Annotated in this window: 26 protein-coding genes; 13 read left to right on the plus strand and 13 right to left on the minus strand. The window is 65.7% G+C overall.

Features of this window, described 5'->3' with window-relative positions; all coding sequences use genetic code 11:
• Positions 1-105 precede the first annotated feature (105 nt).
• The 8 genes from DEA8626_RS01145 to DEA8626_RS01180 all read right to left on the minus strand — a co-directional run bounded on the left by DEA8626_RS01145 (position 106) and on the right by DEA8626_RS01180 (position 7219).
• Positions 106-477 (minus strand): 4a-hydroxytetrahydrobiopterin dehydratase, encoded by a 372-nt coding sequence (locus tag DEA8626_RS01145; RefSeq protein ID WP_108851240.1) that lies wholly within the window; start codon positions 475-477, stop codon positions 106-108.
• A gap of 4 nt (positions 478-481) precedes the next feature.
• On the minus strand, positions 482-1099 hold the full coding sequence (locus tag DEA8626_RS01150) for a glutathione S-transferase family protein (RefSeq protein WP_108851241.1): 618 nt from the start codon (positions 1097-1099) through the stop codon (positions 482-484).
• Positions 1100-1193: 94 nt separating this feature from the next.
• Positions 1194-2372: a GNAT family N-acetyltransferase gene (locus DEA8626_RS01155; RefSeq protein WP_108851242.1), complete on the minus strand. Its 1179-nt coding sequence runs from the start codon at positions 2370-2372 to the stop codon at positions 1194-1196.
• A gap of 48 nt (positions 2373-2420) precedes the next feature.
• On the minus strand, positions 2421-3200 hold the full coding sequence (locus DEA8626_RS01160) for a glycerophosphodiester phosphodiesterase family protein (RefSeq protein ID WP_108851243.1): 780 nt from the start codon (positions 3198-3200) through the stop codon (positions 2421-2423).
• Positions 3200-3664 (minus strand): RidA family protein, encoded by a 465-nt coding sequence (locus DEA8626_RS01165; protein WP_108851244.1) that lies wholly within the window; start codon positions 3662-3664, stop codon positions 3200-3202. Before DEA8626_RS01165 ends, DEA8626_RS01160 begins: the two co-directional genes overlap by 1 nt.
• 66 nt (positions 3665-3730) lie before the next feature.
• A complete protein-coding gene (locus DEA8626_RS01170; RefSeq protein ID WP_219929147.1) occupies positions 3731-4201 on the minus strand; it encodes a GNAT family N-acetyltransferase in 471 nt (156 codons plus the stop codon).
• Positions 4182-5486 (minus strand): HlyD family type I secretion periplasmic adaptor subunit, encoded by a 1305-nt coding sequence (locus tag DEA8626_RS01175; RefSeq protein ID WP_108851245.1) that lies wholly within the window; start codon positions 5484-5486, stop codon positions 4182-4184. Before DEA8626_RS01175 ends, DEA8626_RS01170 begins: the two co-directional genes overlap by 20 nt.
• Complete coding sequence (locus tag DEA8626_RS01180) at positions 5483-7219, minus strand: type I secretion system permease/ATPase (protein ID WP_108851246.1); 1737 nt, start codon at positions 7217-7219, stop codon at positions 5483-5485. The genes DEA8626_RS01175 and DEA8626_RS01180 overlap by 4 nt, the downstream gene beginning before the upstream one ends.
• A gap of 190 nt (positions 7220-7409) precedes the next feature.
• On the opposite strand from DEA8626_RS01180, the gene DEA8626_RS01185 reads away from it, so the two are divergent.
• Together DEA8626_RS01185 and DEA8626_RS01190 are read left to right on the plus strand one after the other, a co-directional pair.
• Positions 7410-8150: an MlaA family lipoprotein gene (locus DEA8626_RS01185; RefSeq protein ID WP_245890682.1), complete on the plus strand. Its 741-nt coding sequence runs from the start codon at positions 7410-7412 to the stop codon at positions 8148-8150.
• Entirely contained in the window at positions 8140-8736 is a 597-nt protein-coding gene (locus DEA8626_RS01190) for an MlaC/ttg2D family ABC transporter substrate-binding protein (RefSeq protein ID WP_108851248.1), read from the plus strand. The genes DEA8626_RS01185 and DEA8626_RS01190 overlap by 11 nt, the downstream gene beginning before the upstream one ends.
• Positions 8737-8765: 29 nt before the next feature.
• Here the strand turns inward: DEA8626_RS01190 and DEA8626_RS01195 are convergent, their stop codons facing one another.
• Positions 8766-10982 (minus strand): transglycosylase domain-containing protein, encoded by a 2217-nt coding sequence (locus tag DEA8626_RS01195; protein ID WP_108851249.1) that lies wholly within the window; start codon positions 10980-10982, stop codon positions 8766-8768.
• A gap of 250 nt (positions 10983-11232) precedes the next feature.
• Here DEA8626_RS01195 and DEA8626_RS01200 point away from each other — a divergent pair, with 250 nt between their 5' ends.
• A complete protein-coding gene (locus DEA8626_RS01200) occupies positions 11233-11571 on the plus strand; it encodes a P-II family nitrogen regulator (RefSeq protein WP_108851250.1) in 339 nt (112 codons plus the stop codon).
• Between the two features lie 35 nt (positions 11572-11606).
• A complete protein-coding gene (locus tag DEA8626_RS01205) occupies positions 11607-12938 on the plus strand; it encodes an ammonium transporter (RefSeq protein WP_108851251.1) in 1332 nt (443 codons plus the stop codon).
• A gap of 131 nt (positions 12939-13069) precedes the next feature.
• On the opposite strand, the gene DEA8626_RS01210 is transcribed toward DEA8626_RS01205, so the two are convergent.
• The 3 genes from DEA8626_RS01210 to smpB form a co-directional block, all read right to left on the minus strand.
• Positions 13070-14248 carry an amino acid aminotransferase gene (locus DEA8626_RS01210; RefSeq protein WP_108851252.1) on the minus strand — a complete coding sequence of 393 codons (1179 nt, stop codon included), beginning with the start codon at positions 14246-14248 and terminating at the stop codon, positions 13070-13072.
• Positions 14249-14261: 13 nt separating this feature from the next.
• Complete coding sequence (sseA, locus tag DEA8626_RS01215; RefSeq protein ID WP_108851253.1) at positions 14262-15113, minus strand: 3-mercaptopyruvate sulfurtransferase; 852 nt, start codon at positions 15111-15113, stop codon at positions 14262-14264.
• Positions 15114-15189: 76 nt separating this feature from the next.
• Positions 15190-15660: an SsrA-binding protein SmpB gene (gene smpB, locus DEA8626_RS01220; RefSeq protein WP_108853263.1), complete on the minus strand. Its 471-nt coding sequence runs from the start codon at positions 15658-15660 to the stop codon at positions 15190-15192.
• A 154-nt stretch (positions 15661-15814) separates the two neighbouring features.
• On the opposite strand from smpB, the gene DEA8626_RS01225 reads away from it, so the two are divergent.
• The 3 genes from DEA8626_RS01225 to DEA8626_RS01235 all read left to right on the plus strand — a co-directional run bounded on the left by DEA8626_RS01225 (position 15815) and on the right by DEA8626_RS01235 (position 17730).
• On the plus strand, positions 15815-16252 hold the full coding sequence (locus DEA8626_RS01225; RefSeq protein WP_108851254.1) for an ion channel: 438 nt from the start codon (positions 15815-15817) through the stop codon (positions 16250-16252).
• A complete protein-coding gene (locus DEA8626_RS01230) occupies positions 16249-17049 on the plus strand; it encodes a pyrroline-5-carboxylate reductase family protein (protein ID WP_108851255.1) in 801 nt (266 codons plus the stop codon). Before DEA8626_RS01225 ends, DEA8626_RS01230 begins: the two co-directional genes overlap by 4 nt.
• A 219-nt stretch (positions 17050-17268) precedes the next feature.
• Positions 17269-17730: a P-loop NTPase family protein gene (locus DEA8626_RS01235; RefSeq protein ID WP_219929148.1), complete on the plus strand. Its 462-nt coding sequence runs from the start codon at positions 17269-17271 to the stop codon at positions 17728-17730.
• Between the two features lie 61 nt (positions 17731-17791).
• Here DEA8626_RS01235 and DEA8626_RS01240 read toward each other — a convergent pair whose 3' ends face one another.
• The gene (locus DEA8626_RS01240; RefSeq protein WP_108851257.1) at positions 17792-19459 is read right to left on the minus strand and encodes an amidohydrolase; all 1668 of its coding nucleotides are present in this window, start codon (positions 19457-19459) and stop codon (positions 17792-17794) included.
• A gap of 115 nt (positions 19460-19574) precedes the next feature.
• Here DEA8626_RS01240 and DEA8626_RS01245 point away from each other — a divergent pair, with 115 nt between their 5' ends.
• The 6 genes from DEA8626_RS01245 to DEA8626_RS01270 all read left to right on the plus strand — a co-directional run bounded on the left by DEA8626_RS01245 (position 19575) and on the right by DEA8626_RS01270 (position 24333).
• Complete coding sequence (locus DEA8626_RS01245; RefSeq protein ID WP_108851258.1) at positions 19575-19937, plus strand: YidH family protein; 363 nt, start codon at positions 19575-19577, stop codon at positions 19935-19937.
• A gap of 62 nt (positions 19938-19999) precedes the next feature.
• The gene (locus DEA8626_RS01250) at positions 20000-21748 is read left to right on the plus strand and encodes a DNA polymerase III subunit gamma/tau (RefSeq protein WP_108851259.1); all 1749 of its coding nucleotides are present in this window, start codon (positions 20000-20002) and stop codon (positions 21746-21748) included.
• Between the two features lie 10 nt (positions 21749-21758).
• The gene (locus tag DEA8626_RS01255; RefSeq protein WP_108851260.1) at positions 21759-22112 is read left to right on the plus strand and encodes a YbaB/EbfC family nucleoid-associated protein; all 354 of its coding nucleotides are present in this window, start codon (positions 21759-21761) and stop codon (positions 22110-22112) included.
• Positions 22113-22119: 7 nt separating this feature from the next.
• Positions 22120-22719, plus strand: a complete 600-nt coding sequence (recR, locus tag DEA8626_RS01260; RefSeq protein WP_108851261.1) for a recombination mediator RecR — start codon at positions 22120-22122, stop codon at positions 22717-22719.
• Positions 22720-22801: 82 nt separating this feature from the next.
• On the plus strand, positions 22802-24094 hold the full coding sequence (locus tag DEA8626_RS01265) for an adenylosuccinate synthase (RefSeq protein ID WP_108851262.1): 1293 nt from the start codon (positions 22802-22804) through the stop codon (positions 24092-24094).
• The gene (locus DEA8626_RS01270; protein ID WP_108851263.1) at positions 24094-24333 is read left to right on the plus strand and encodes a DUF2842 domain-containing protein; all 240 of its coding nucleotides are present in this window, start codon (positions 24094-24096) and stop codon (positions 24331-24333) included. The genes DEA8626_RS01265 and DEA8626_RS01270 overlap by 1 nt, the downstream gene beginning before the upstream one ends.
• Positions 24334-24350: the final 17 nt, after the last annotated feature.

Below are 24350 nucleotides of genomic sequence, written 5' to 3' on the forward strand. Positions count from 1 at the left end.
AACTCTGCGGCGCGCGCACCTGAACCTTTCGGTGCCGGCTGACGGTCCCGGATGTCAATGGTTTACGCGGCGAAAAGTTTCCTGTCAGGCGGCGCGGGCCCGCACTCAGGACCGTTTCCCGGCTGCATGAACCTCGCATAGGCAGGTCACTGGCTCTCCGTGGTCACGCTGCACCTCCGCCTCGCCCGCGATCTTGTCCATCCGCTTGGCAAGCTTGAGGTCGAGTTCCGAAAGCCCGCCGCAGTCATGCGTGGTCAGCGTCACGTCCACGACGTTGTAGACGTTCGTCCATTCGGGGTGATGGTTCAGCTTCTCCGCCTGTAGGGCCGCGCGCGACATGAAGCCCCAGGCCTCGGAGAAATTCCTGAACTTCAGTATCTTCCGGATCGCGTCGCGGTCGGGCACCGCGGCCCAGCCGGTGTCGCCAAGCGCCGGCAACTCGGCCGTACGCTCGGATTCCGTCAGCAACTCGGCCATTTCGTCATCCTTTCTGTTCTGCAAGCGCCGCGTCATCGGCGTCGGTGGCGCGTCTCAGGGCGGGCCGCTCGCTGATCCTCGCCCAATAAGCCTCCAACGCCGGGCGCGACCCGATCGTGCCGAAGCGCATGCCGTAGCCGATCTGCGAGCCGGTCGCGACGTCGACGGCCGAAAACGTGTCGCCCGCCAGATAGGGGTTCTCGCTCACCGCCCGTTCCAGCGCGTCGAGCGCGACGTCAAGGGAGCCGAATCCTACCTGTCCCCGCTTGTCGTCGGGAACGATCCAGCCGCAGATCTTTGCGATCACCGTCGCTTCGAATGGCCCCGCACCGAAGAATAGCCAGCGGTAGTACGACGACCGGTCCGCGGGCGCGAGACCGGCCTCGGGGAACGCATCCGCGAGATAGGCGCAGATCGCGGCATATTCGGTAACGATCCGGCCACCGTGAACGAGCGTCGGCACTTTGCCCATCGGATTGATGGCGAGATATTCGGGCGATTTCATCGGCGCGCCGTAGTCGAGATAGCGCACCTCATAGGGTTGGCCAACCTCCTCCAGCATCCAGCGCGCGATTCGGCCGCGCGACATGGGGTTCGAATAGAGCGTGAGGCTCGCGGCCATCGTAGATCTCCTTGCCGTTGTCAGCTTGGTCGAAATTCTCCCGCCGCAGGACCGAAACTTCAATGCATCCGATCGGAAATATCCGATGGGCGCGTCAGCCTTCGCCTGAAGTCTTGCGGAACGGGCCATACTCCATCAGCACCTCGATCTCCGTGCCGACGGCGCGCGCCTCGGCCTCGAGATAACGTGCGACGGCGGTGCGGAAGGACGGCTCTCCGATCCAGTGCAGCGAATGCGTCTCGACCGGCAGGTAGCCGCGCGCCAGCTTGTGTTCCCCCTGCGCGCCGGCCTCGACACGGGAGAGTCGATGCGTGATCGCATAGTCGATCGCTTGGTAGTAGCAGCATTCGAAATGCAGGAACGGGTGGTCCTCGATGGCGCCCCAATAGCGGCCGAACAGCGTCTCGCGGCCGATGAAATTGAGCGCCCCCGCCACCGGGCGGCTGTGGCGCTCGGCGAGGATCAGAAGCACGTCGTCGCGCATCGTCGCCTGAACTTCGTCGAAGAAGGCGCGGGTGAGATAAGGGCGTCCCCACTTGCGGCTGCCCGTGTCCTGGTAGAAGGCCCAGAACGCGTCCCAATGCTCGGCGCAGAGCGCGTCGCCGGTCAGCGCGCGGATCTCGCCGCCGAAGGCCGCGGCACCGCGCCGTTCGCGCCGGATCGCTTTGCGCTTGCGCGCGGAGAGGGCCGCCAGGAAGTCGCCGAAGCAGCTGTAGGCCGCATTCTCCCAATGGAATTGCTGGCTCATGCGGTGAAGAAGACCCATTTCCGCGCCCGCCTCGGCTTCCTCGGCGGTGCAGAAGGTGACATGCGCGGACGAGAGCCCGTTCTGCGCCGCGACCTGAACCATCGCCTGGACTAGCGCGGCGCGGCCCGCCGCTTCCCAGCCCGGACGGGTAAGAAAGCGTCGCCCGGTCGCGGGTGTAAAGGGGACCGCAGATTGCAGCTTGGGATAATAGGCCCCGCCCGCGCGCTCCAGCGCGTCGGCCCAGCCGTGGTCGAAGATGTACTCCCCCTGGCTGTGCGACTTCGCATAGAGCGGCATGACCGCGATCGCCTCCCCGTCCGCGCGCGCGACGAGGTGGTGCGGCTCCCACCCCGTGTTCCGTCCGACGGAGCCCGACCGTTCCAGCGCGAGCAGGAAGCGATGCGTCGTAAACGGGTCAAGAGGTCGCCCAATTGCCGCTTCCGGGCAGGCGCAGGAATCCCACTCGTCGGGCGAGATCGCGTCGAGCCCGGTGAGCATGGTCACTTCGATGGTCGTCTGGTCCATGTCCTGCCTTCCCTGCCTGTCATAGGTGGGAACGCGGGCCCTGACACGTCAACCCGGCAGTGCCGCATCATAGCCTTCGAAGGTGACGTTCGTCGCAACGCGCCGCGCCTCGACTTCCGCCTCGGGGGAGCGGATCGTCCAGCAGAGGATCTGCGCGCCCTCGGCGCGAAGCTCGGCCACGCGGGGCCGGGCCAGATCGCCCGCCTCGTGGGAAATGAAGCTCGCACCGACAAGGTGGTAGTCGGGGATCTCGCGCAGCCGGTTGCGCGTCGCCGCGGGCAGAAGCGGCCAATCCTCTTCCGTGTAGGCGGATGTGACGATCCCGCGCGGGCGGTCGGTGGCCGCCCCGGCCACGGCGGCCACCGAGTGCGGGTTGAATGACATCAGCGCGACGGAGCCGGCATAGCCCTGGATCGCCTCCGCCACAGCGCGTTCGAGCAGCCCGACATTCGGACCCATCCTGCCGTCCTGATCCTTGATTTCGATGAGAAGCGGAACACGGCCGTCGACCAGCGCCAGAGTCTCGGCGAGCGTCGGGATCCCATCCTCCGCGTCCATCAGGCGGATCTGGCCGAGGTCCGCCGCGCGCACGCCGCGGATCGGTCCCGTCCGGCCGGTCAGGCGCTTCAGGTCGTAGTCGTGAAAGACCATCGGCACGCCGTCAGCCGAGGGCTGGATGTCGCATTCTATGCCGTAGCCCGCCGCGATCGCGGCGCGGAAGGCGGCGGGCGAGTTTTCCGGCCGGCCCGCCGCCCGGTCGTGAAGTCCGCGATGGGCGAGCGGCCGGGTGAGGAACGCCTCTGGCAGTGGCACGGGCCGGGGCGCCATCAGGCGACCTCGAAGACCGCCTCGATCTCTACCGCGACGCCAAGCGGCAGGGCGGGCGCCGAGACCGCGGCGCGGGCATGGCGGCCGGCGTCGCCCAGCACCTCGACCATCAGGTCCGAGCAGCCGTTGATCACCTTAGGCTGGTCGGCGAAGTCGGGCGTTGAGTTGACGAAACCCGTCAGCTTCACCACCCTCGCGACCCGGTCCAGATCGCCGCCAAGCGCAGCCTTTGCCTGTGCCAGAAGGCTCATCCCGCAGCGCCGCGCCGCTTCGGCGCCTTCGGCCACATCCATCGTGTCGCCGAGTTTGCCCTTGATGAGGCCTTCGGAGCTTTGCGAAATCTGGCCTGACACGAAGAGAAGGTCGCCCGAGCGGACGTAAGGCACGTAGTTCGCCGCAGGGGCGGGCGCGTCGGGCAGGGTGATGCCCAGCTCTGAAAGGCGTGCGTCGATCTTTCCGGCCATGTGAAGGTCTCCTCGGTTCAGATTCGCGCGCACGTTAGCCGTGTCGTTCCCCGCGGGGAAGGCCGGTCACGATCCTCGGCCCACCGATACGACCAGCCGTGGCAGGAAGCGGCCCGGGATGCTGCCCGACGGCACATTTCCGGCGTGGCGCGCGCCCATGCGTTCGTAGAAGTCGACGGCGTAAGGATCGGCTTCGATCACCAGTTCCGTCATGCCCGCTGCGCGCGCGAGGGCCAGCGCCGCGTCGAAAAGCGCCCGCCCGACGCCATTGCCGATCCGGGACGGCTCGACGAAGAGCTTTTCCATGGATTTGCCCGCGATCTGCACGAAACCGACGGGCACGCCGTCCGCGACCGCGACGCGCACGTGGGTCGCGGCGAGGTCTGCCGCCGTGAGAGTCAACTCTGCCCGGCACGCCTCGATGAACGAATCGTCATAGCCCCAAAGCGCCTTCGAGCGCAGGCAAAGCGCCGAGAGATTGGCCAGTTCCTCCACCCGCGCCGGCCGGATGACGATGTCAGCTCTCGCGGAAGGCACGGTTGAAATATTCCGCCAGCGGCCTGACGAGATAGGCGAGCGGCGTGCGCTCGCCGGTCCGGATGAAGACCTCGACCGGCATTCCCGGCAGGATCGCGCGGTCGCCAAGCTTGTCGAGCTCCTCGGCGGTCAGAACCACCTCGGCGCGGTAGAAGCTTGACTGGCTCGCCTCGTCCGTCAGCGCGTCGGCGGAAACGCGCGAGACCTGGCCGAACAACTCGGGCGTCGTGCGGGTGTCGAGCGCGGAGAAGCGCAATGCGACGTCCTGGCCGATCTGGACCTCGTCGATATGGATTGGCGCGATCCGGGCGGCGATGACCAGCGGTCGGTCCTGCGGGACGAGGAAAAGAACGGGGTCGGCGGCGCGGATCACCGAGCGCGGCGTCGTGACCTGAAGCGCATGCACGACGCCCGCGACGGGCGCGCGAATTTCCAGCCGCTCGATCTGCTCGATCAGCGCACGTCGGCGCTCGGCAAGTTCCAGTTCCCGGTAGCCGAGGTCGCGAAGCTGCGCGTTCGCGTCTTCGCGCCGGGTACTGCCGCGCTTCAGGATCTCTATTTCGATCTCGGTCACGCGCCCCTCCGCCTCGGCGCGCGCGGCGTCCAACTCGCCGGCGGCGCCGGCAAGCCGCGCCCGCTCACGTTCAAGCGCGAGCACGCGGCCGGCTTGGGTGAGGCCCCGATCGAGGAGGCTCTTGAGATCGGCGAGTTCCTCGTCAATCAGCGCGATCTGGCTGTCCGAAGCCTCGCGCTGGGCAGCGATCCCGGCAATCTGGCTCGCGATCTGGCCGCGCCGGCGAGCCAGCTGGTCAAGCTCATTCGCCTCCGTCTCGGCGCGCGCGGCGAAAAGCCGCTCCTGTCCGGCCATCAGGGCGGCGATCTCGGACCGGTCCGCAGCGAAGTCGGCGAGTTCGGCGGGAAAGGTGATCGCTTCGGCATCGTCGCGCTCTGCCTCCAGTCGGCCGCGCCGCGCGAGGATCTCGAAAAACTGACCCTCGACGATGGCGAGTTCGGAGCGCAGGAGCGTGCCGTCAAGCCGGATGAGCGGGGTGCCCGCCTCCACGAGGTCGCCGTCCTTGACCAGGATGTCGGCCACGACACCGCCGTCGGGATGCTGCACGACTTGACGGTTCTGCTCGACCTCGACCTGACCAGGCGCGACGACGGCACCGGCGATCTCGGTCGTGACGGACCAGAACCCGAAGCCGCCGACGAGTAGCGCCAGCGCGACCGCGCCGAGCAAGAGCGGCCCGCGGGCAGAAGGGGTTTTCTCGTGCTCGGTCACGTCACACCTCCGGGTCCGGGCGCCCGCACGATTTCGGCCGCGTTTTTCACCATGGATTTCAGCACCTCGTCACGCGGCCCGAAGGCGCGTCTGACGCCGCAGTCGAGCATCATCAGAAAGTCGCATTCCTGGATCGCCGCAGGCCGGTGCGCCATGATCAGCACCGCGCCACCCGCCGCCTTGACCTCGCGGATCGCGGCGTTCAGCGCCATCGAGCCGTCGTTGTCGAGGTTCGAGTTGGGCTCGTCGAGCACGAGGATCACCGGGTCGCCGTAGAGCGCCCGCGCGAGGCCGATGCGCTGGATCTGCCCGCCCGACAGCCGCCCTCCGGCCTGGCTGACCCGAGTGTCGTAGCCGTCAGGCAAGTCGAGGATCATCTGGTGCGCGTCGGCCTTGCGCGCCGCCGCAATCACCGCCGCGTCGTCGGGTTCGGGGGACAGCCGGGCGATGTTTTCCGCGATGGTGCCGTCGAAGAGCGTCACGCGTTGCGGCAGGTAGCCGATGTACTGTCCAAGCCGGTCGGGATCGTACTGGTCCAGCGTCGCGCCGTCGAGCCTGATCCACCCGCCCGCCGGCCGCCACAGCCCGGTGAGCGCGCGCGCCAGCGTCGACTTGCCCGCGCCCGACGGGCCGATGACGCCGAGCGCCTGGCCCGGCTCCAGCCGGAACGAGACCATCCGCAGCGCGGCTTGCGACTGGCCGGGTGGCACGACGGTGAGCTGGTTCGCCTCGAGAACCGCGCGCGGCCGGGGCAGGGCGGTGCGCTCCGCCGGGGCGGGCACCGTGCCGAGTAGAGCGGCGAGCCTATGCCAGCCTTCCTGCGCGCGCTGCACGATCGCCCAGCCGCCGATCGCCAGCTCGACCGGCGCAAGCGCGCGCCCCATCAGGATCGAGGCGGCGATCATCGCGCCCGGTGTAAGCTCTCCCTGAAGCACGAAATACGCCCCGGCCGCCAGCATCGCCGACTGCAAGAACAGCCGGAAGGTCTTGGAAAAGACCGAGTAGACGCCGGAACTGTCGGCTGCAGTGAGTGCTTGGGCCACCGCCCGGCGCCGCGCAGTGCCCCAGCGCGTGAAGCTCGCGCCGCCCATGCCCAGACTTTGCACCAGGTCGGCCTCGTCGCGCAGCTGGTCCGCCATGCGTTCGGCCCGCTGTCCCGCCTCTTGCGCGCTTAGAACGGCGCGGCGCGTGGCTTGCTGGTTCAGTGCCGTCACCACTACCAGCACCGCCCCGCCCGCGAGCGCGAGCCAGCCGAGCCAGGGGTGAAATATGAAGACCGCGGTGAGGAACACCGGTGCCCAAGGCATGTCGAAGATGGAAAGGAAGACAGGCGCTGCGAGGAACTGACGGATCGCCTCGAGATCCCTAAGCCCGACTGAAGCGAGCGGATCGTCCGGTCGCACAGCGCTGCGCGCGAGCGAGGCGGAGAAGACGCGTGCCTCGAGCGCCGAGGCGAAACGTGCCGCGAGGCGTGACATCACGCGCCCTCGCGCCAGATCGAGAAGGCCCATCATCAGGAAGAGGAAGGCCACGAGCACGAAGAGCGCGAGCAGGGTTTCTTCCGACCGACTGCCGAGCACGCGGTCGTAGACCTGAAGCATGAAGATCGGCCCGGTCAGCATCAGCAGGTTGACGAAGGCCGAAAAGAGCCCGACCGACCAGAACAGGCGCCTGTTCGCACTACGCGCCGACCGCAGTTCCTCCTGCCCAAGTCGAATTTGCCGCTGATCCATCCGCTCTCTCCTGCCCCGGACGTATATCCGCCGATGCCGCGCCCCGGTCCACCGCTTTCGGCTTCGCGACTTGCGCCCGGAGCCCTTGGCTTTTAAGCCTTGAGGGCCTTCGGGTGCGAAAGTCGTGCGTGGCCGCGTGCCAGAGTCACGATTTTCGCGGAAAGATAGAAACAAAATGTTGAGAAATCCATTGGCGCCTTTTGATATCCGCCTGCGGGCATTTTTCGTCCCGACGGTGCTCTGCGTGCTCGCTGCCTGTACGGCCCCGGAGCCCGGCGCGGAATTCAATGACCCGTTCGAGGAACAGAATCGCGCCGTGCATGCGGAGAATGTGTCGCTTGATCGCACGCTTTTCGGCGGCGGCAAGCCGGACAAGAAACGCCTGCTGCCCCAGCCGGTTGCCGAGGGACTCGGCAACGTGGCGGACAACCTGTCGATGCCCGGTGCGGTGGTCAACTCGGTCCTTCAGGGGAGGCCCGCGCCGGCCCTGCGCAATACGTTCCGCTTCGCGATCAATTCCACGATCGGGATTGCGGGCATCTTCGACCCCGCGACCGCCATGGGAATCGACGCAGAAGATACCGATTTCGGCGAGACGCTGCATGTCTGGGGGGCGCCCGAAGGCGCCTTCCTCGTTCTCCCCGTTGCCGGCCCCACGACCGAGCGGGACCTCGCCGGCAAGGTGGTCGATGTGTTCCTCGACCCTGTCGGGGCAGTTGTCGGAGAGCCGGAGACCTACTATATCGCGGCGGCCAAGCTTGGCGGCAAAATAGCGGATCGCCAGAGATTCAGCGACACGGTGGACTCGATCCTCTACGAAAGCGCCGACAGCTATGCACAGATGCGACTGCTCTATTTGCAGAACCGCGACTTTGAACTTGGCATCGAGGCCGACGTATTTGACCCGTTCGAGGATCCCTATGGACAATAGCCTGACCCGCCGCCGCTTCATCGCCGCCACTTCCGCCGCCGCAGTTCTGCCCGGCGCGGCATTCGCCTTTAACGTCAATGATGCGCAGGCGCTCGTCGGACGGCTTGTGGACGAGGTCAACACGGTCATCAATTCCGGCAAGTCCGAAGGTGCGATGTACAAAGATTTCGAGCGGATATTTGCGCGCTACGCCGATGTCCGCTTCATTGCGCAAAGCTCGCTTGGTCCCGCCGGCCGCAGCGCCGGCAGTGCCGAGCTTGCCGCTTACATCAAGGCGTTTCAGGGATACATCGCCCGCAAATACGGCCGCCGGTTCCGTGAGTTCATCGGCGGCCGGATCGAGGTGAAGGACGCGCGCCCGCTGAAGAGCTTCTTCGAGGTGCGTTCGGTTGCGCATCTGCGGGGCCAGTCACCGTTTCGCGTGGATTGGCACGTCTTCGAGAAATCCGGCAAGCGGCTCTTCTTCAACATCATCATCGAGGGCGTGAACATGCTCGCCGCCGAACGTACAGAGATCACCGCGATGCTCGACCGCCGGCGTGGGGACATCTCGGCGCTTGCGGCCGACCTTCGTCGCGCCGGATAGAGGCGTCTGTCATTCGCCGAGACCGACGCCTAGTTCCGGTTCCCCAAGATCGCGCCGAGCACGTTCAAGAGAAGCTGCTCAGCAGGATCGCGGCCTTGCGGCTGAGTCCGTTGCGGCTGCGGCAGCGGGTTTTCCGTCTGAGCGAGCGGGCCGGTCTCGTAGCTCTGCCCCTCCCACTGGGGCGCTGGCAGTTCTTCCGGTCGTGTCATGGGCAAGGGCGTTACAGGCTGATCCCGCTCAACCCGTGCCATGACTTCATGCCAGATCTCTGTCGGCAGCCCACCCCCCGTCACGCCCGTCAGGGGTGTATTGTCGTCGTTGCCCATCCACACCCCGGTCACGTAGTTGCCCGTGAAACCGATGAACCAGGCGTCCCGCGCGCCCTGCGTTGTACCGGTCTTGCCCGCCACCGGGCGGTCCTCAAGCCGCGCGCGCCGCCCGGTGCCGCGCTCGACCACCTGGCTCATCATGTAGACGAGTTGTCGCGCTGCATCGTTCGAGATCACACGCTCGCCCATGCCGCCTTCCTGACCGATCAGCGGAGTGTCATCGCCCTGAATGCGCAGTTCGATCAGTCCGTAGGGCCGGACCGAGGATCCGCCATTCAGTATCCCGGCATAGGCGCCGGTCATCTCGAGGAGGGTGGATTCAGACGCGCCGAGGGCTATCGCCGGTCCGGCAGCTAGGTCTGACTGAATGCCGAAATCGGAGGCGACCTGGCGCACAGCCTCAAGGCCGACCGCCTGGCTGACCCGCACCGTAGCGGTGTTGACGGAATTTGCGAGCGCGTCACTCAGCGGGATGTAGCCGCGGTAGCCGGGATCGTAGTTCTTTGGCGACCACTCGCCCGATCCCTTGACGTAAAGCGTGACCGGCGCGTCTTCAACGAGGGAGTTCATCGTGTAGCCCATGTCGAGGGCGGCGGCATAGACGAAGGGCTTGAAGGTCGAGCCGGTCTGCCTGAGCGCCTGGGTCGCGCGGTTGAAGGCGCCCGCGACCTTGGTCTTGCGCCCGCCGACCATCGCGCGAACGGCGCCGTCGGCGGACATCACGACGATCGCCGCCTGCGCTTTCGAATCTGCCTTGACCTTGGTGTCGAAGACATAGGCGAGCGCTTCTTCCGCCTGCTTCTGGATACGCTGGTCCAGCGTCGTGTGGATGACGACGTCCTCTGTTGTGTCTTGCGTCAGAAATGCTGGACCCGAGTCCATCACCCAGTCGGCGAAATACCCGCCCGCCTTGGCCTCGGCCGCCGGCGACAGTTGCGCCGGCTTGTCGAGCGACTCACGATACTGCGTATCCGTCAGATAGCCCTGATCGCGCATCAGACTGAGCACGACGGAGGCGCGTGCCTGCGAACGTTCAAGATCGGCCGTGGGCGCGTAGCGCGTCGGCGCCTTCAAAAGCCCCGCGAGCATCGCCGCCTCGCCCGCGTTGACCTCGTTCGCGGACTTGCCGAAATAGCGCTGGCTCGCCGCTTCGAACCCGCGCGCTCCCGCCCCGAGATAGGCACGGTTGAGATAGAGTGTCAGAACACTGTCCTTGCCGTACTTCGCCTCCATCGCGAAGGAGAAGGGCACCTCCTTGATCTTGCGCCACTTCGAGGTGACGCGGCAGTCGGCCTCGTAGTCGGCCTCGCTCTTCCACGTTTTCGGATCGTAGGGCTCGCCGAGACAAATGAGTTTCGCCACCTGCTGGGTGATGGTCGAGCCGCCGTTGCCTTCGAACGGGCCTCGCCCCTCGCGAAGGTTGATCCTGATCGCGCTCGCGATGCCGCGCGGGCTGATGCCGAGATGCGTGTAATAGCGCTTGTCTTCGGTCGCGATGATCGCGTTCTTCAGATGCGGCGAGACGGTGTCCGCCGTGATCTGTCCGCCGAAGGTCTCTCCGCGCCACGCGAATACGCGCCCGTCGCGGTCGAGCAGCGTCACCGACCCCTTGGTGCGGGCGTCGATGAGCGTTTCGAGCGGCGGAAGCTGCGCATAGAAGTAGAACGTCGCAAGACCCAGCACGATCGCGCCCATCGCCGCGAGTCGCCAACCGAAGCCCCAGGCAATTCGCCAGACAAGGCTCACGAAACCCGTGACCAGCCGGATCGGCCAGCTCGCCCGACTCCGCTTCGGCGTCGCCTTCCGGCGTTTCGGCTTGGGCGACTGTGGCTTGCGCCGCTTCGCCTTGGCCGGCTCTGCTGCCGTGAAACGTCGCTCCGCGACGAGAGGGGGTTTTCTGCCACCCGATCCGCTCATGAGGATGAAATCCGTGCCTGCGTTGTTTTGGTCAACATAGCCCCTTACCCGGGGAATGTGGAGCCATCGCGGATCACGAATAGCTTCACTGAACGCACAAATATTAAGCACTGCCGCAAAAAAGTGCAAACTATCGAGCCGAACGACGCCTGCACCTGAGCAGACAGGGCCCGTCGTCTTGTATCGCTGCGCCGCAGCACACAACCCTCCTCGCGAGCCTGATTCCAAAGGCGTTAAGAAGGAGTGGGACGTGAAATACATCATGGCGGCGATCAAGCCCTACAAGCTCGAAGAGGTGCGTGCCGCGCTGACCGAAATTGGCGTGCGCGGCATGATGGTCAGCGAAATCAAGGGGTTCGGCGCCCAGTCTGGGCATACGGAAATCTATCGCGGCGCCGAATACGCGGTGAATTTCGTGCCGAAAGTGAAAATCGAGATCGCGGTGACGGAGGCCTTGGCCGAGCCGGTGGTCGAAACCATCCAGAAGGTCGCGCGCACCGACAAGATCGGCGACGGCAAAATCTTCGTGCTCGACCTGAAAGAGGTCGTTCGCGTGCGGACGGGTGAGACCGGAGAGGACGCGCTGTGATCGGGGCAGATGTGGGAATGCAAGGGAAGAATGCAATGAAACTGACAAGAATCCTGGGAATTGCCGGACTGACGGCACTGGCCGCGCTGCCGGCCTTGAGTCAGGAGGCCGCGGCCGACACGACCCCGCCAAACGATGAGATCGGCTACATCTTCACAACCTTCATGTTCCTCGTCACCGGCTTTCTGGTGATGTGGATGGCCGCAGGATTTTCGATGCTCGAAGCGGGGCTCGTGCGCCAGAAGAACGTGACAATGCAACTGACGAAAAACGTCGCGCTCTTCGCGATCGCTGCGATCATGTACTACGTGGTCGGCTATAACCTGATGTATCCGGGCGACGGCTGGACGATCACCAACGTGCTCGGCGCATTCTCGACAGCGTCAATGGAGCCGGTCGGATTGGCCGAAACCGAAACCGACCTCACCTACGCCTCGGTCGGTTCGGACTTTTTCTTCCAGCTGATGTTCTGCGCGACGACCGCGTCAATCGTTTCGGGCACGTTGGCGGAGCGCATCAAGCTCTGGCCGTTCCTGATCTTCACCATGGTTCTGACAGGTCTCATCTACCCGATCCAGGCATCCTGGAAATGGGGTGGCGGCTTTCTTGATGCGAACTTCGGGTTCCTCGACTTCGCTGGTTCGACGGTTGTCCACTCGGTTGGTGGCTGGGCGGCGCTCGCCGGTGCGCTCATCCTCGGGCCGCGTCTGGGCAAATACAAGGATGGCCGCGTGAATCCGATCCCCGGCTCCAATCTGGCGCTCGCGACGCTCGGTACGTTCATCCTGTGGCTCGGCTGGTTCGGCTTCAACGGCGGCTCGCAGCTCTACATGGACACCGCAGGCAACGTCGCAGACATCAGCCGCATCTTCGCCAACACGAACACGGCGGCGGCCGGTGGCGCAATCGCGGCGCTGATCGTCTCGCAGCTGCGCTTCGGCAAGCCGGACCTGACCATGGTGCTGAACGGTGCGCTGGCCGGTCTCGTCTCCATTACGGCAGAACCGCTGACGCCGAGCCTCGGTGCGGCGACGCTGATCGGAGCGGTAGGCGGTGTGCTTGTGGTCTTCACTGTCCCGCTGCTCGACAAGCTCAGGGTCGACGATGTTGTCGGCGCGATTCCGGTGCACCTCGTATGCGGGATCTGGGGCACGCTCGCAGTGGTCCTCACCAACTCCGATGCGACGCTCTATGGCCAACTGATGTCGATCATCATCGTGGGCGTGTTCGTCTTCGGCGTGTCGGCAGCGGTCTGGATGGCCCTGAAAGCTGCGCTGGGCATCCGCGTCGACGAAGAGACCGAGATCAACGGTCTCGATATGGCCGAGCTTGGTATGGAGGCCTATCCGGAATTCGCCAAAGGCTAATCGCCCCCGGGGATGAAGAAGATGGCCCGGACCGTCGTGGTCCGGGCTATTTCCATGGCTGGGGTGCCCACGAATCGGCCGACGAGCTAGACCGCTTCCGGGGGCTGGCGATTTCCCTTCGCGCTTTACCTTCAGATGCCGACGTCGAGAATCGCGCTGGCAAGCACCGGCACGGACTTGGCATTCAGCCCCGCGATGTTCAGACGTGAATCGCCCACCATGTAGATCCCGTGCTCGGACTTCAGCCGTTCCACCTGTTCGGGCGACGCCCCGAGGCGCGAGAACATGCCGCGATGCTCGGCGATGAAGCCGAAGCGATCGGAACCCGAAAGCGTCCGCAACTCCTTTGCGAGCTGTTCACGCAGCCCGAGCATGCCCAGCCGCATCTCCTCAAGTTCCGCCTGCCAGTCGCCCCGAAGCGCGGGGTCTTCGAGAATCATCGTGACGAGCCGCGCGCCGTGGTCCGGCGGGAAGGAATAGTTTTGCCGATTGAGGAAGGCGAGCGTGCCTTGCGTGACCTCGCGTTTCGCAGGCTCGGACAGCGCGATGAGCGCGCCGGTGCGCTCGCGGTAGATGCCGAAGTTCTTCGAGCACGAGGCGGCGATCAAAACCTCCGGCAGCCGTTCTGCGATCAGCCTGACGCCCGCTGCATCGTCGTCGAGCCCGTCGCCGAAGCCCTGATAGGCGATGTCGATCATCGGCATCGCGCCGGTCTTCTCGCAAAGATCGGCGACCGCGCGCCATTCGGGCAGCGTTAGATTCGCGCCCGTGGGATTGTGGCAGCAGCCGTGCAAGAGCACGACATCGCCCGCCTTGACAGCGGCCAGATCGGCCATCATGCCGTCGAAATCGACCGCCCGCGTCTCGCCGTCGAAGTAGCGGTAAGGCTTCGTCGGGATCTTGAGATAGTTCAGGATCGACAGGTGATTGGGCCAGGTCGGGTCCGAGACCCACAAGGCGGCTTCGGGGTTCGCCAGGCGGATGAGTTCGAAGGCCTGCCGGCAGGCGCCGGTGCCGCCCGGCGTCGCGACCGAGGAGAGGCGGTCGGAGAGCGCCTCGCCGAGGACCAGCGTCGCCATCGCGGCGTTAAAGGCAGGATCGCCCGCAAGCCCGGTGTAGCTTTTGGTGGTCTCCGTTTCCCACAGCTGCTTCTCGGCCGCCTTGACCGCGCGCATCACGGGGGTCACACCGTCGGCGCTCTTGTAGACACCGACGCCGAGGTCGATCTTGTCCTCGCGCGGATCGGCCCGGAACTGGCCCATGAGTTGCAGGATCTTGTCGGCGGGTTGCGGCTTGAGATTGCCCAGCATGGCGTAGCTCCTGTTATCCGGTGGCGATCTTCAGATCGCCATACATCCCCCATTCTGACCAGGAACCGTCGTAGAGCGCGTGGTCGCGCTTGCCGAGCCGCTCGAGCGCGAGGTTCAGAATCGCGGCCGTCACGCCGGAGCCGCAGGTCGTGATCGCGGGCCGCGACAGGTCAGCGCCCGCGGCGCCGAACGCTGAGCGAATCTCGTCGACGGACTTCATTGTGCCGTCTGCGTTCAGCAGGTTGCGGTAGTGAAGGCTGACGGAACCGGGAATGTGGCCGGACCGCAGCCCTTCGCGCGGCTCCTCCTCGTCGCCCTTGAACCGGGTAGGGCTGCGCGCGTCGATGATGACGTGATTGCCCAGCTTCGCGGCTGCGGCGACCTGGGTCACGTCCTTCACGAGATGCGCCTGGCGCTGCACCGTGATGTGGCGGTCGCGCAGGACGGGGGGCATGTCCTCGACCGGCCGCCCCTCGGCCCGCCATTTCGGAAAGCCGCCGTCGAGCACGGCGACGTCCGTCTTGCCCATGAGCCGGAACAGCCACCACACGCGGGCGGCCGAGAAGAGGCCCGCGCCGTCATAGACGACGACCTGATGACCGTCGCCCACGCCCATCGCGCGCATCCGGCTGATGAACTTCTCGGGCGGCGGCGCCATATGCGGAAGGGGCGAGCGCTGGTCGGAAATCTCGTCGATGTCGAAGAATCGCGCGCCGGGGATGTGGGCGTCGTCGTATTCCGCCTTCGCGTCTCGTCCGGCATCGGGCAGGTACCACGATGCATCGAGGATCCGGATATCGGGATCCTTCAGATGTGCCTCTAGCCAGTCGGTGGAAACCAGTGTTGTCGGATCGTCCTCTGGCATGGCCGCCCCCCTGCTTGACTGATATCCCTTATCCGGCAGTGCAAAGAGGGACGCAAGGCCCGCTTTCCGGCGCTCGTCAGCCCTGCTTCAGAAGCCGCTGCTTCTGGCGGTTCCAGTCGCGCTTCGCTTCCGTCTGGCGCTTATCGGTGACCTTCTTGCCTTTCGCGATGCCGATCTTCAGCTTCACGATGCCCTTGTGATTGAAATACATGACTAAGGGAACGAGCGTCATGCCCTCGCGCCCCACGGCCTGCCAAAGCCGGGACAACTCCTTCTTCGAGACCAGAAGCTTGCGCCTGCGGCGTTCTTCATGCCCGAAGATTCCGGCCTGCTTGTAGGGTGCGATGTAGCCGTTGATCAGCCACAACTCCCCGTCCTCGACCGAGGCGTAGCTGTCGGCGATGTTGGACTGGCCGGTCCTCAGCGACTTCACCTCCGACCCGCTCAGCACGATTCCGACCTCGAGATCGCTCTCGACGAAGTAATCGAACCGCGCGCGGCGGTTTTCGGCGATCACCTTGTAGTTCGGGTTGGTTTTCTCGGCCATGGCCGGCATGAGATAGGCGAGGCGCGGCACGGTGTCCAGATTGCGCGGGTTGCGGCAGTCGGCGCGATATCTGCAAACTGTCGGCAAAACGTATGGCAGGCATGTGCCCGGCAGGAGGCTCGGGCGCGCAGGCCGCCGCGGAAAGGAGAGCCCGATGTTCGTTCAGATTTTGCTGGGCACCATTTTGATACTTCTGTCCATCCTGGTCTCGGGACTGGCCTTCTGGGCGCTGGAAGTCCTGTTCGTGCGCACCAGGCCCTGGCTCTTGCGCGAGCCGCACCGCCCGAAACTGACGCTTGTGCTGTCGATCTCGGTGATGTGGGTGCTGGCGATGGTGACGGCAGGGGTCTGGATCTGGGCGGTGGCGCTCCGGGCGCTCGGCATCTTCGTGACGATGGAGGCGTCGGTTTACTTTTCGCTCGTTGCCTTCACGACGCTCGGTTTCGGCGACATCCTCCTGCCGCAGGACTGGCGGCTCCTTGGGGGCATGGCGGCTGCGAACGGGTTATTGAGCATGGGGCTTCTGACGGCGATGCTGGTCGAAGTGCTGCGCCAGATCCGCATGGGGCAGATCGAGAGGAAGGGGCGATGAGCGCGCAGGGACCGATCGGCATCATCGGCGGTAACGGCCAACTCGGCGGTGCCATCGCACGGGGCATACTGATGTCGGGGACCGTCGCGCCCGAGCGGCTGTGGATATCCAGCCGGTCGGGGCAGGCGGCGGGGTTCGACGCGTGGCCGGGCGTGCGGTTCACGCGCGACAACGGTGAGCTTTCAGGCGCTTGCGAGACGGTGATCTTGTCGGTGCCGCCCGCCAACGCCAAGGATATAGCGATCACGGCGCCGGACCGGCTCGTGGTTTCGGTCATGGCCGGGGTGACGCGGGCCGATCTCGCCCGGCTGACCGGCGCGGTCCGTATCGTCCGGGCCATGTCGAGCCCGGCGGCCGGGGAAGGTCTCGCCTATTCGCCCTGGGTGGCGAGCGAAGGCGTGACCGAGGCCGACCGCGCGACCGTCCGCGCCATCTTCGGCGCCTGCGGCGTGACCGACGAGATCGCGGACGAGGCCCATATCGACCACTTCACCGCGATGACGGGTCCGGTGCCGGGCTTCGTCGCGCTCTTCGCCGACGGCATGATCCGCTACGCCGAGGGCGCCGGGATCGCGCCAGACGTGGCGGAGCGGGCAGTGCGGCAACTCTTCCTCGCGAGCGGCGAGGTGCTGGGCAAGGGGGCGGAGACCCCGGCCGGGCAGGTCCGGGCGATGGTGGATTATGCCGGGACGACGGCGGCCGGGCTGGTCGCGATGGAGAAGGCCGGGATCGCGCGTGTCATCGCCGAAGGGCTCGATGCGGCGGTCGAGCGGGCGCGGGGGATCTCACGGGAGTAGCGGCGAGCGGCTGTGTGTCTGCTCCGAGCCCATTTTACAGGATGCTGCATCCTGTCCGAATGGCTCACTTGAACGAAGAAACCGCCTCTACCGCCGGATCGACGTGCTTGTTAGACAGGCTGTATGCCAAACTATGTTCCCCCCAACGAGGCACAAGACATTTTGCGCCAAGCACAGCGTGTCCTAGTGATTGGGTGTTCTGGTGGCGGGAAGACTACCTTGGCACTCAAACTGGCTCAGAGTTGTGCGCTTGAGTATCAATCAATCGACCGTGATGTGCGCTGGCTCCCCGGATGGCAGGTCCGAAATCGTGAGGAACAAAGACTGCTCCTCCAAGAATTCGTGGAGCGAGATAGATGGGTTATGGACGGCAGTGGAGCGTCAACTTTTGACATTCGTGTGCCAAGGGCGGAACTGATTATTTGGTTGCGTGTCCCTCGTTTTGTCGCAATTCTTGGCGTTGCAAAACGCGTTGTGAAGAACTACGGCACGGTACGGGTGGCGATAGCCGAAGGATGTCCAGAGCCGTTTCCTGATCGAGAATTTCTCTCTTACATCTGGAATTTTGAACGTAAATCTGCGCCCGAGTTCGTGAAGCAAATAGACCGATTTGGCCCGAACGTGCCGGTGACGGTTCTAAGATCGCGTAGGGAATTCGATTTACTCATTCCCGGAACCTGACATTGGCGCAGCCGCAGCGAAAGCTCACTTCGTCCGGCAATCCGGACAACCACGGCTTCGGTCATGCCGCCTTTCCCTCGCCCCGATAGATCACCCGCCCGCCGCAGATCGTGAGCGCGACCGACATGTCCGCCACGGCCTCTGCCGGGGTTGTCTCGATGTCGCCCGACAGCACGACGATGTCCGCCGCCAGGCCGGGCCTGAGCGTGCCCGTCACGTGGTCCCGGTGCGCGGCCCAGGCACCGCCCGCGGTGTAGGCGCGGAGGATGTCGTGCAGGGCCACGCGCTGGTCGGTGCCTCCCTCATAGGTCGGCCGGGTCAGGGCGGCGTGGATGCCGCGCAGGACCGAGATGTCGGTCACGGGCCAGTCGGAGGCGAAGGCGAGCGGCGCGCCCGCCTCGGCCAGCGTCCGGCAGAGATAGGCGTCCTTCAGCCGGTGCCGGCCGATCACGTCGATCGTCGGGTAGAGCCCGAAATCCATCGCGCCCGGTGCGTGCGGCGGCTGGACCGAGGCGGTGATGCCGAGGGCGCCGAGGCGGGGGATGTCGGCGGGGTCGATCATCTCGATATGCTCGATCCGGTGGCGGCTGTCGCGCTTGCCGTTGGCCTTCCGCGCCGCCTCGTAGCCGTCGATCGTGGTCCGGACCGCGCCGTCGCCGATGGCGTGGACGGCGATCTGGAGGCCGCGCCGGTCGATCTCGGCCGCGATCTCGTTGAAGCGCGGGCCGGGGAAGAGCGGCTCGGAGCGGTGACCGGGACGTCCGGGATAGTCGTCGAGCCGGAAGGCGGTGCCCGAGTCGATCACGCCGTCCATGAACATCTTCACGAAGCCCGAGCAAAGCCAGTCGTCGTCGAAATCGCGCGTCATCGCCTCGGCCCGGTCGAGCGCGGAGAGCTCCATATGCGGCTTGAAGTGGAACGGCACCTTCACGCGTTGGGTGAGCTCGCCCGCCTCCCGCATTTCGCTCAGAAGCTCCAGCGTGTAGCGGTTGCCGTCCATGTTGACGATCGAGGTGACGCCGTGCTTCGCGGCGTGGGCGAGCCCGGCGGCGACCTTTTTCCGGTCGATGGCGCGGGCGGCCGCGTCGGGCCAGGGGGCGGGCTCCTCCCCCGTCGCGATGCCGAGATTGAGCCGCGCTTCGCCGCCGAGCGCGATGACCGGGGCGAAGGCCTCGAATTCCCTGAGTTCGCCGGTGGCGCGTCCGTCGTCGCCCATCACCACTTCGTGGCCGTGGGGCATCTTCGCGCCGTCGAGGATGCCCGCGGCCTTCAGGGCGGCGGTGTTGGCCCAGACGGTGTGATGGTCGTGCGCGCCGATGGCGATGGGTCGGTCGGCGATCACCGCGTCTAGGTCGTGGCGTGTCATCGGGTGGTCGAGCATCGCATAATGCCCGCCCTGCGCCATCAGGAGCGGGCGGTCGGGATGGCGGCGCGCGAAATCGCGGAAGGCGCGGGCGATGGCGTCCCTGCCCTCGACATGGCCAAGCTGGAGATGGGCGAGCTCGGCGCCGCCGAGGACGAGATGCAGGTGGCTCTCGAAGAAGCCGGGCAGGAGCGTCGCGCCGCCGCAGTCGATGGTCTCGGTCGTCGGCCCAGCGAGCGCCTCGATCTCGGCCCGCGCGCCGATGGCGGCGACCCGTTCCCGGCCGAGGGCGACGGCCTCTGCGCGCGGGCGGCCGGGATCCATTGTCAGGATGCGGGCGTTGGTTAGGATAATATCGGGGGTCATGTTGTCCTCGCGGGCAAAGGTCGAGCGATCTAAACCCGAGAGGAAGGCTCTTGGGAAGGGCAGGCGTCGTCACATACCGTCGCGCTGGCGGGCGGGCTTGCATCAGGTAGGAGACATGAGCAAAAAGCAGACGGAATCCGAATACCGGACGGATCTGGCTCGGGATCGGACGCTTCTGGCCAACGAGCGCACGTTTGCGAGCTGGAACGGCCTTGGCCTCGGCTCCGTCGGCGTGGCGGTCGCGCTCAAGGCAGTGTTCGGTGCGTTTGAGCCGACCTGGGCGGCAAAGCTGGTCGCGTCGATGTTCCTCTTGGCGGCGGTGCTCGTCTTCTGGGCTGCACGGCATCAGGCCTGCAAGACCTATGCGCGGCTTCAGGAGGCCGAAGCCGAGGCGCAGCCACCGTCGCGGATGACAACGCTCGCCTGGGTCCTGTCGCTTTCAACCATCGCGACCGGTGTCGTGCTTTGGAGCCTGTGACGGTTTACGCCGCCCGACGCGCGGCCTAACCTGACGGCCGATCCCGAATCCCGAGATTGCCCATGTCAGAGACGACCGGGACCCGATACCAGGTCCTCGCCCGCAAGTACCGCCCGGAAACCTTCGCCGACCTTGTCGGTCAGGAGGCGATGGTGCGCACGCTGAAGAACGCCTTCGCTGCCGACCGGATCGCGCAGGCTTTCATCATGACGGGCATAAGGGGGACCGGAAAGACGACGACAGCGCGGATCATCGCCAAGGGGATGAACTGCGTCGGCGAGGACGGCACGGGCGGGCCGACGACGGACCCGTGCGGCAAGTGCGAACATTGCGTTGCCATCATGGAAGGCCGCCATGTCGACGTGATCGAGATGGACGCGGCCTCAAATACCGGTGTCCAGAACATCCGTGACGCGATTATCGACAGCGTGGCCTATCGCGCCGCCTCGGCCCGCTACAGGGTGTTCATCATCGACGAAGTCCACATGTTGTCGACGAGCGCGTTCAACGCGCTTCTGAAGACGCTGGAGGAACCGCCCGCGCATGTGAAGTTCATCTTCGCCACGACCGAGATCCGCAAGGTGCCGGTCACTGTGCTGTCGCGCTGCCAGCGCTTCGATCTGAGGCGGATCGAGCCCGAGGTGATGATCGCGCTTCTGCGCAAGATCGCGACGGCGGAGAAGGCCGAGATCACGGACGACGCGCTCGCGCTGATCACGCGGGCGGCGGAAGGCTCGGCGCGCGACGCGACCTCGCTGCTCGATCAGGCGATTTCGCACGGCGCGGGGGAGACCACGGCCGATGAGGTCCGCGCGATGCTGGGGCTGGCCGACCGGGGCCGGGTCATGGACCTCTTTGACCTGATCCTCAGGGGTGATGCGGCGGGAGCTTTGAACGAGCTTGGCGCGCAGTATTCCGACGGGGCCGACCCGATGGCGGTGTTGCGCGATCTGGCCGAGATCACCCACTGGGTCAGCGTCATCAAGATCACGCCGGAGGCCGCCGACGACCCGACCGTTCCGCCGGACGAACGCGCGCGCGGGCTCGGCATGGCAGAGGCGCTGCCAATGCGCGTGCTGACGCGGCTTTGGCAGATGCTGCTAAAATCGCTGGAAGAGGTCGCGGCCGCACCGAACGCCATGATGGCCGCCGAAATGGCGGTGATCCGCATGACACATGTCGCGGAATTGCCCGACCCTGAGCAGCTTCTGCGCCGCCTGTCGAATGGACCCGGACCTACCGCGCCCGCTCCGCAGGGACGCGGCCCCGCGCCGTCGACCGGCGCAACGCATAGCGCGCCGCGGGCCACGTCCATTTCGTCGCCCGGCCCAGGCGGTGCTGCGACGGCGCTTGCGACAGCGCCGGAAGTTGCGCTGGCCCGCTACGCGACCTTTCCGGCGGTCGTGGAGCTGATCCGCTCTAACCGCGACGTGAAGCTTTTGATCGAGGTCGAGAATCATCTGCGGCTTGTCCGCTATGCACCAGGCCGGATTGAGTTTCAGCCGACCGAGGAGGCGCCGTCCGATCTTGCGCAGACGCTCGGTCAAAGGCTGCAAAGCTGGACCGGCGTGCGCTGGGGCGTTTCTGTTGTCGCCGAGGGCGGCGGCCCGACCATCGCCGAGGAGCGCGATGCCGACCGGATCACCGCCGAAGCGGCGGCGATGGAAAATCCGATTGTGAAAGCGGTCTTCGCTGCCTTCCCGAACGCGAAGATCATCGATATCAGGACGCCCGAGGAAACCGAGGCCCAGGCGGAGGCCGATGCCCTGCCCGAGGTCGAGGACGAATGGGATCCGTTCGAGGACAACTGAGGAGAAAGAGATGTTGAAGGGCTTGGGTGGGCTCGGCGGTCTTGGCGACATGACCAAGATGATGAAGGCCGCGCAGGACATGCAAGAAAAGATGGCCGCGCTTACCGAGGAGATGGACCGCATCATTGTCACCGGTGAAAGCGGGGCGGGGCTCGTCAAGGCGGTGTGCTCGGCGAAGGGAGAGTTGAAGTCGCTCGACATCGACGCGTCGATTTTCCAGCCGTCCGAAAAGGAGGTCGTCGAGGATCTGATCCTCGCCGCGATCAAGGACGCGCAGAAGCGCGCGGCCGACCGCATGCGCGAAGAACAGGCCAAGATGATGCAGGCGATGGGCCTGCCGGCCGACATGAAACTGCCGTTCTGAGGCGGTCTTGAGCGAGGCCACCCGCGACATAGAGGCGTTGATCGAGCTGATGGCCCGGCTGCCGGGACTCGGCCCCCGGTCGGCGCGGCGCGCGGTGCTGCACCTGATCAAGAAGCGCGGACAGGTGATGGGCCCTCTGGCCGAAGCGATGGCGACAGTCGCTGCAAGTGCCCGCGAATGCGCGACTTGCGGCAATATCGGCACCGCCGATATCTGCGACATTTGCCGGGACGATCGCCGCGCCACGGGCGAGATCTGCGTCGTCGAGGATGTCGCCGACCTCTGGGCGATGGAGCGGGGACAGGCGTTCAAGGGACGCTACCACGTGCTGGGCGGCACGCTCTCGGCGCTTGACGCCGTGGGTCCGGAGGATCTGGGCATCCCGAAACTTCTCACGCGCATCCGCGATGAGAGCATCGGCGAAGTGATCCTCGCGCTGAACGCCACCGTCGACGGCCAGACGACCGCGCATTACATCGCCGATGCGCTGGAGGGCACGGGCGTCGCCGTCACCTCGCTCGCCCAGGGCGTCCCGATCGGGGGCGAGCTCGACTATCTCGACGACGGTACGATCCAGGCCGCGCTGCGCGCGCGCAAGCGTCTTTAGCGGCCGGTTCGCAATTTCCCGGTTTCGTCCGCCCTGCGGTCCCGCTATACGGGGTCCGTTTGCCGAATAAGGAACGGACTATATGGCCAATGTCGCTGTTGTGGGCGCCCAATGGGGTGACGAAGGCAAGGGCAAGATCGTCGACTGGCTGTCCGAGCGCGCCGACGTGATCGCGCGGTTCCAGGGCGGGCACAATGCCGGCCATACGCTGGTGATCGGCGACACCACGTTCAAGCTGTCGCTCCTGCCGTCGGGCATTGTCAGGAAAGGCAAGCTTGCCGTGATCGGCAACGGCGTCGTGCTCGATCCCTGGTCGCTGTTTGCCGAGATCGATAAGCTGACGGCACAGGGCGTTGATATTTCGACGGAAAACCTGATGATCGCCGAGAATACGCCGCTGATATTGCCGTTGCACCAGGACCTCGACCGTCTGCGCGAGGAAGCGGCGGGTGCCGCGAAGATCGGCACGACCGGGCGCGGCATCGGGCCGGCCTACGAGGACAAGGTGGGCCGCCGGACGATCCGCGTGGCCGATCTTAGCGACGAGGAAACGCTGGACGCGCGTATCGACCGGCTGCTCGCGCATCACGACGCGCTCAGGCAGGGCCTGAAGGCGGCTCCGATCGACCGGGCGGAGTTGAAAGCGAAGCTCAAGGAGATCGCGCCCAAGCTCTTGGCCTACGCTCAGCCAGTCTGGAAGGTCATGGACGAGATGCGCCGGGCGGGCAAGCGCATCCTGTTCGAGGGCGCGCAGGGAGCGCTTCTCGACATCGATTTCGGGACCTATCCCTACGTGACCTCGTCCACCACCATGTCGGGCATGGCTGCGACCGGGACCGGCATGGGTCCGTCCTCTGTCGATTTCGTTCTTGGCATCGTCAAGGCCTACACGACCCGCGTGGGCGAGGGACCGTTCCCGACCGAACTGCACGATGCGGACGGCCAGCGGCTGGGCGAACGGGGGCACGAATTCGGCACCGTCACGGGGCGCAAGCGGCGCTGCGGCTGGTTCGACGCGGTGCTCGTCCGCCAGACCTGCGCCATTTCCGGCGTCAACGGGATCGCGCTGACGAAGCTTGATGTGCTCGACGGGTTCGAGACGCTGAAGATCTGCACGAGCTACGAGATCGACGGCGTGACCTACGACTACCTCCCGACTGCGGCGGCTTTGCAGGCAAAGGTCCAGCCCATCTACGAAGAGATGGAAGGCTGGTCTGAATCGACTGCCGGCGCCCGAAGCTGGGCGGATCTGCCGGCCGCCGCGATCAAGTATGTCCGCCGGGTCGAGGAGTTGATCCGGTGCCCGGTGGCGCTGTTGTCGACCAGCCCGGAACGCGACGATACGATCCTCGTCACCGATCCCTTCGCCGACTGATGCTGAGCTACCGGACAAGGCGGCGGCTGTCGCTTCTGATCCTCTTGGTCGGGCTGCCGATCTACATCGTTGTCGCGGTCAGCGCGGTGAACTGGCTCGACGCGCATTTCGGGCGCCAGCCCATCTGGATCGAGCTTCTTGTCTATATTGCTCTGGGTTTCCTTTGGGCGCTCCCCTTCCGCTTTGTCTTCCGTGGGGTCGGCAAGGCAGATCCGGACGCCAAGGACCAGGGTGACTGACCAAAGACATCGGAGCG

Origin of the sequence: Defluviimonas aquaemixtae, from assembly GCF_900302475.1 — a bacterium.
Lineage (GTDB): Bacteria > Pseudomonadota > Alphaproteobacteria > Rhodobacterales > Rhodobacteraceae > Albidovulum > Albidovulum aquaemixtae.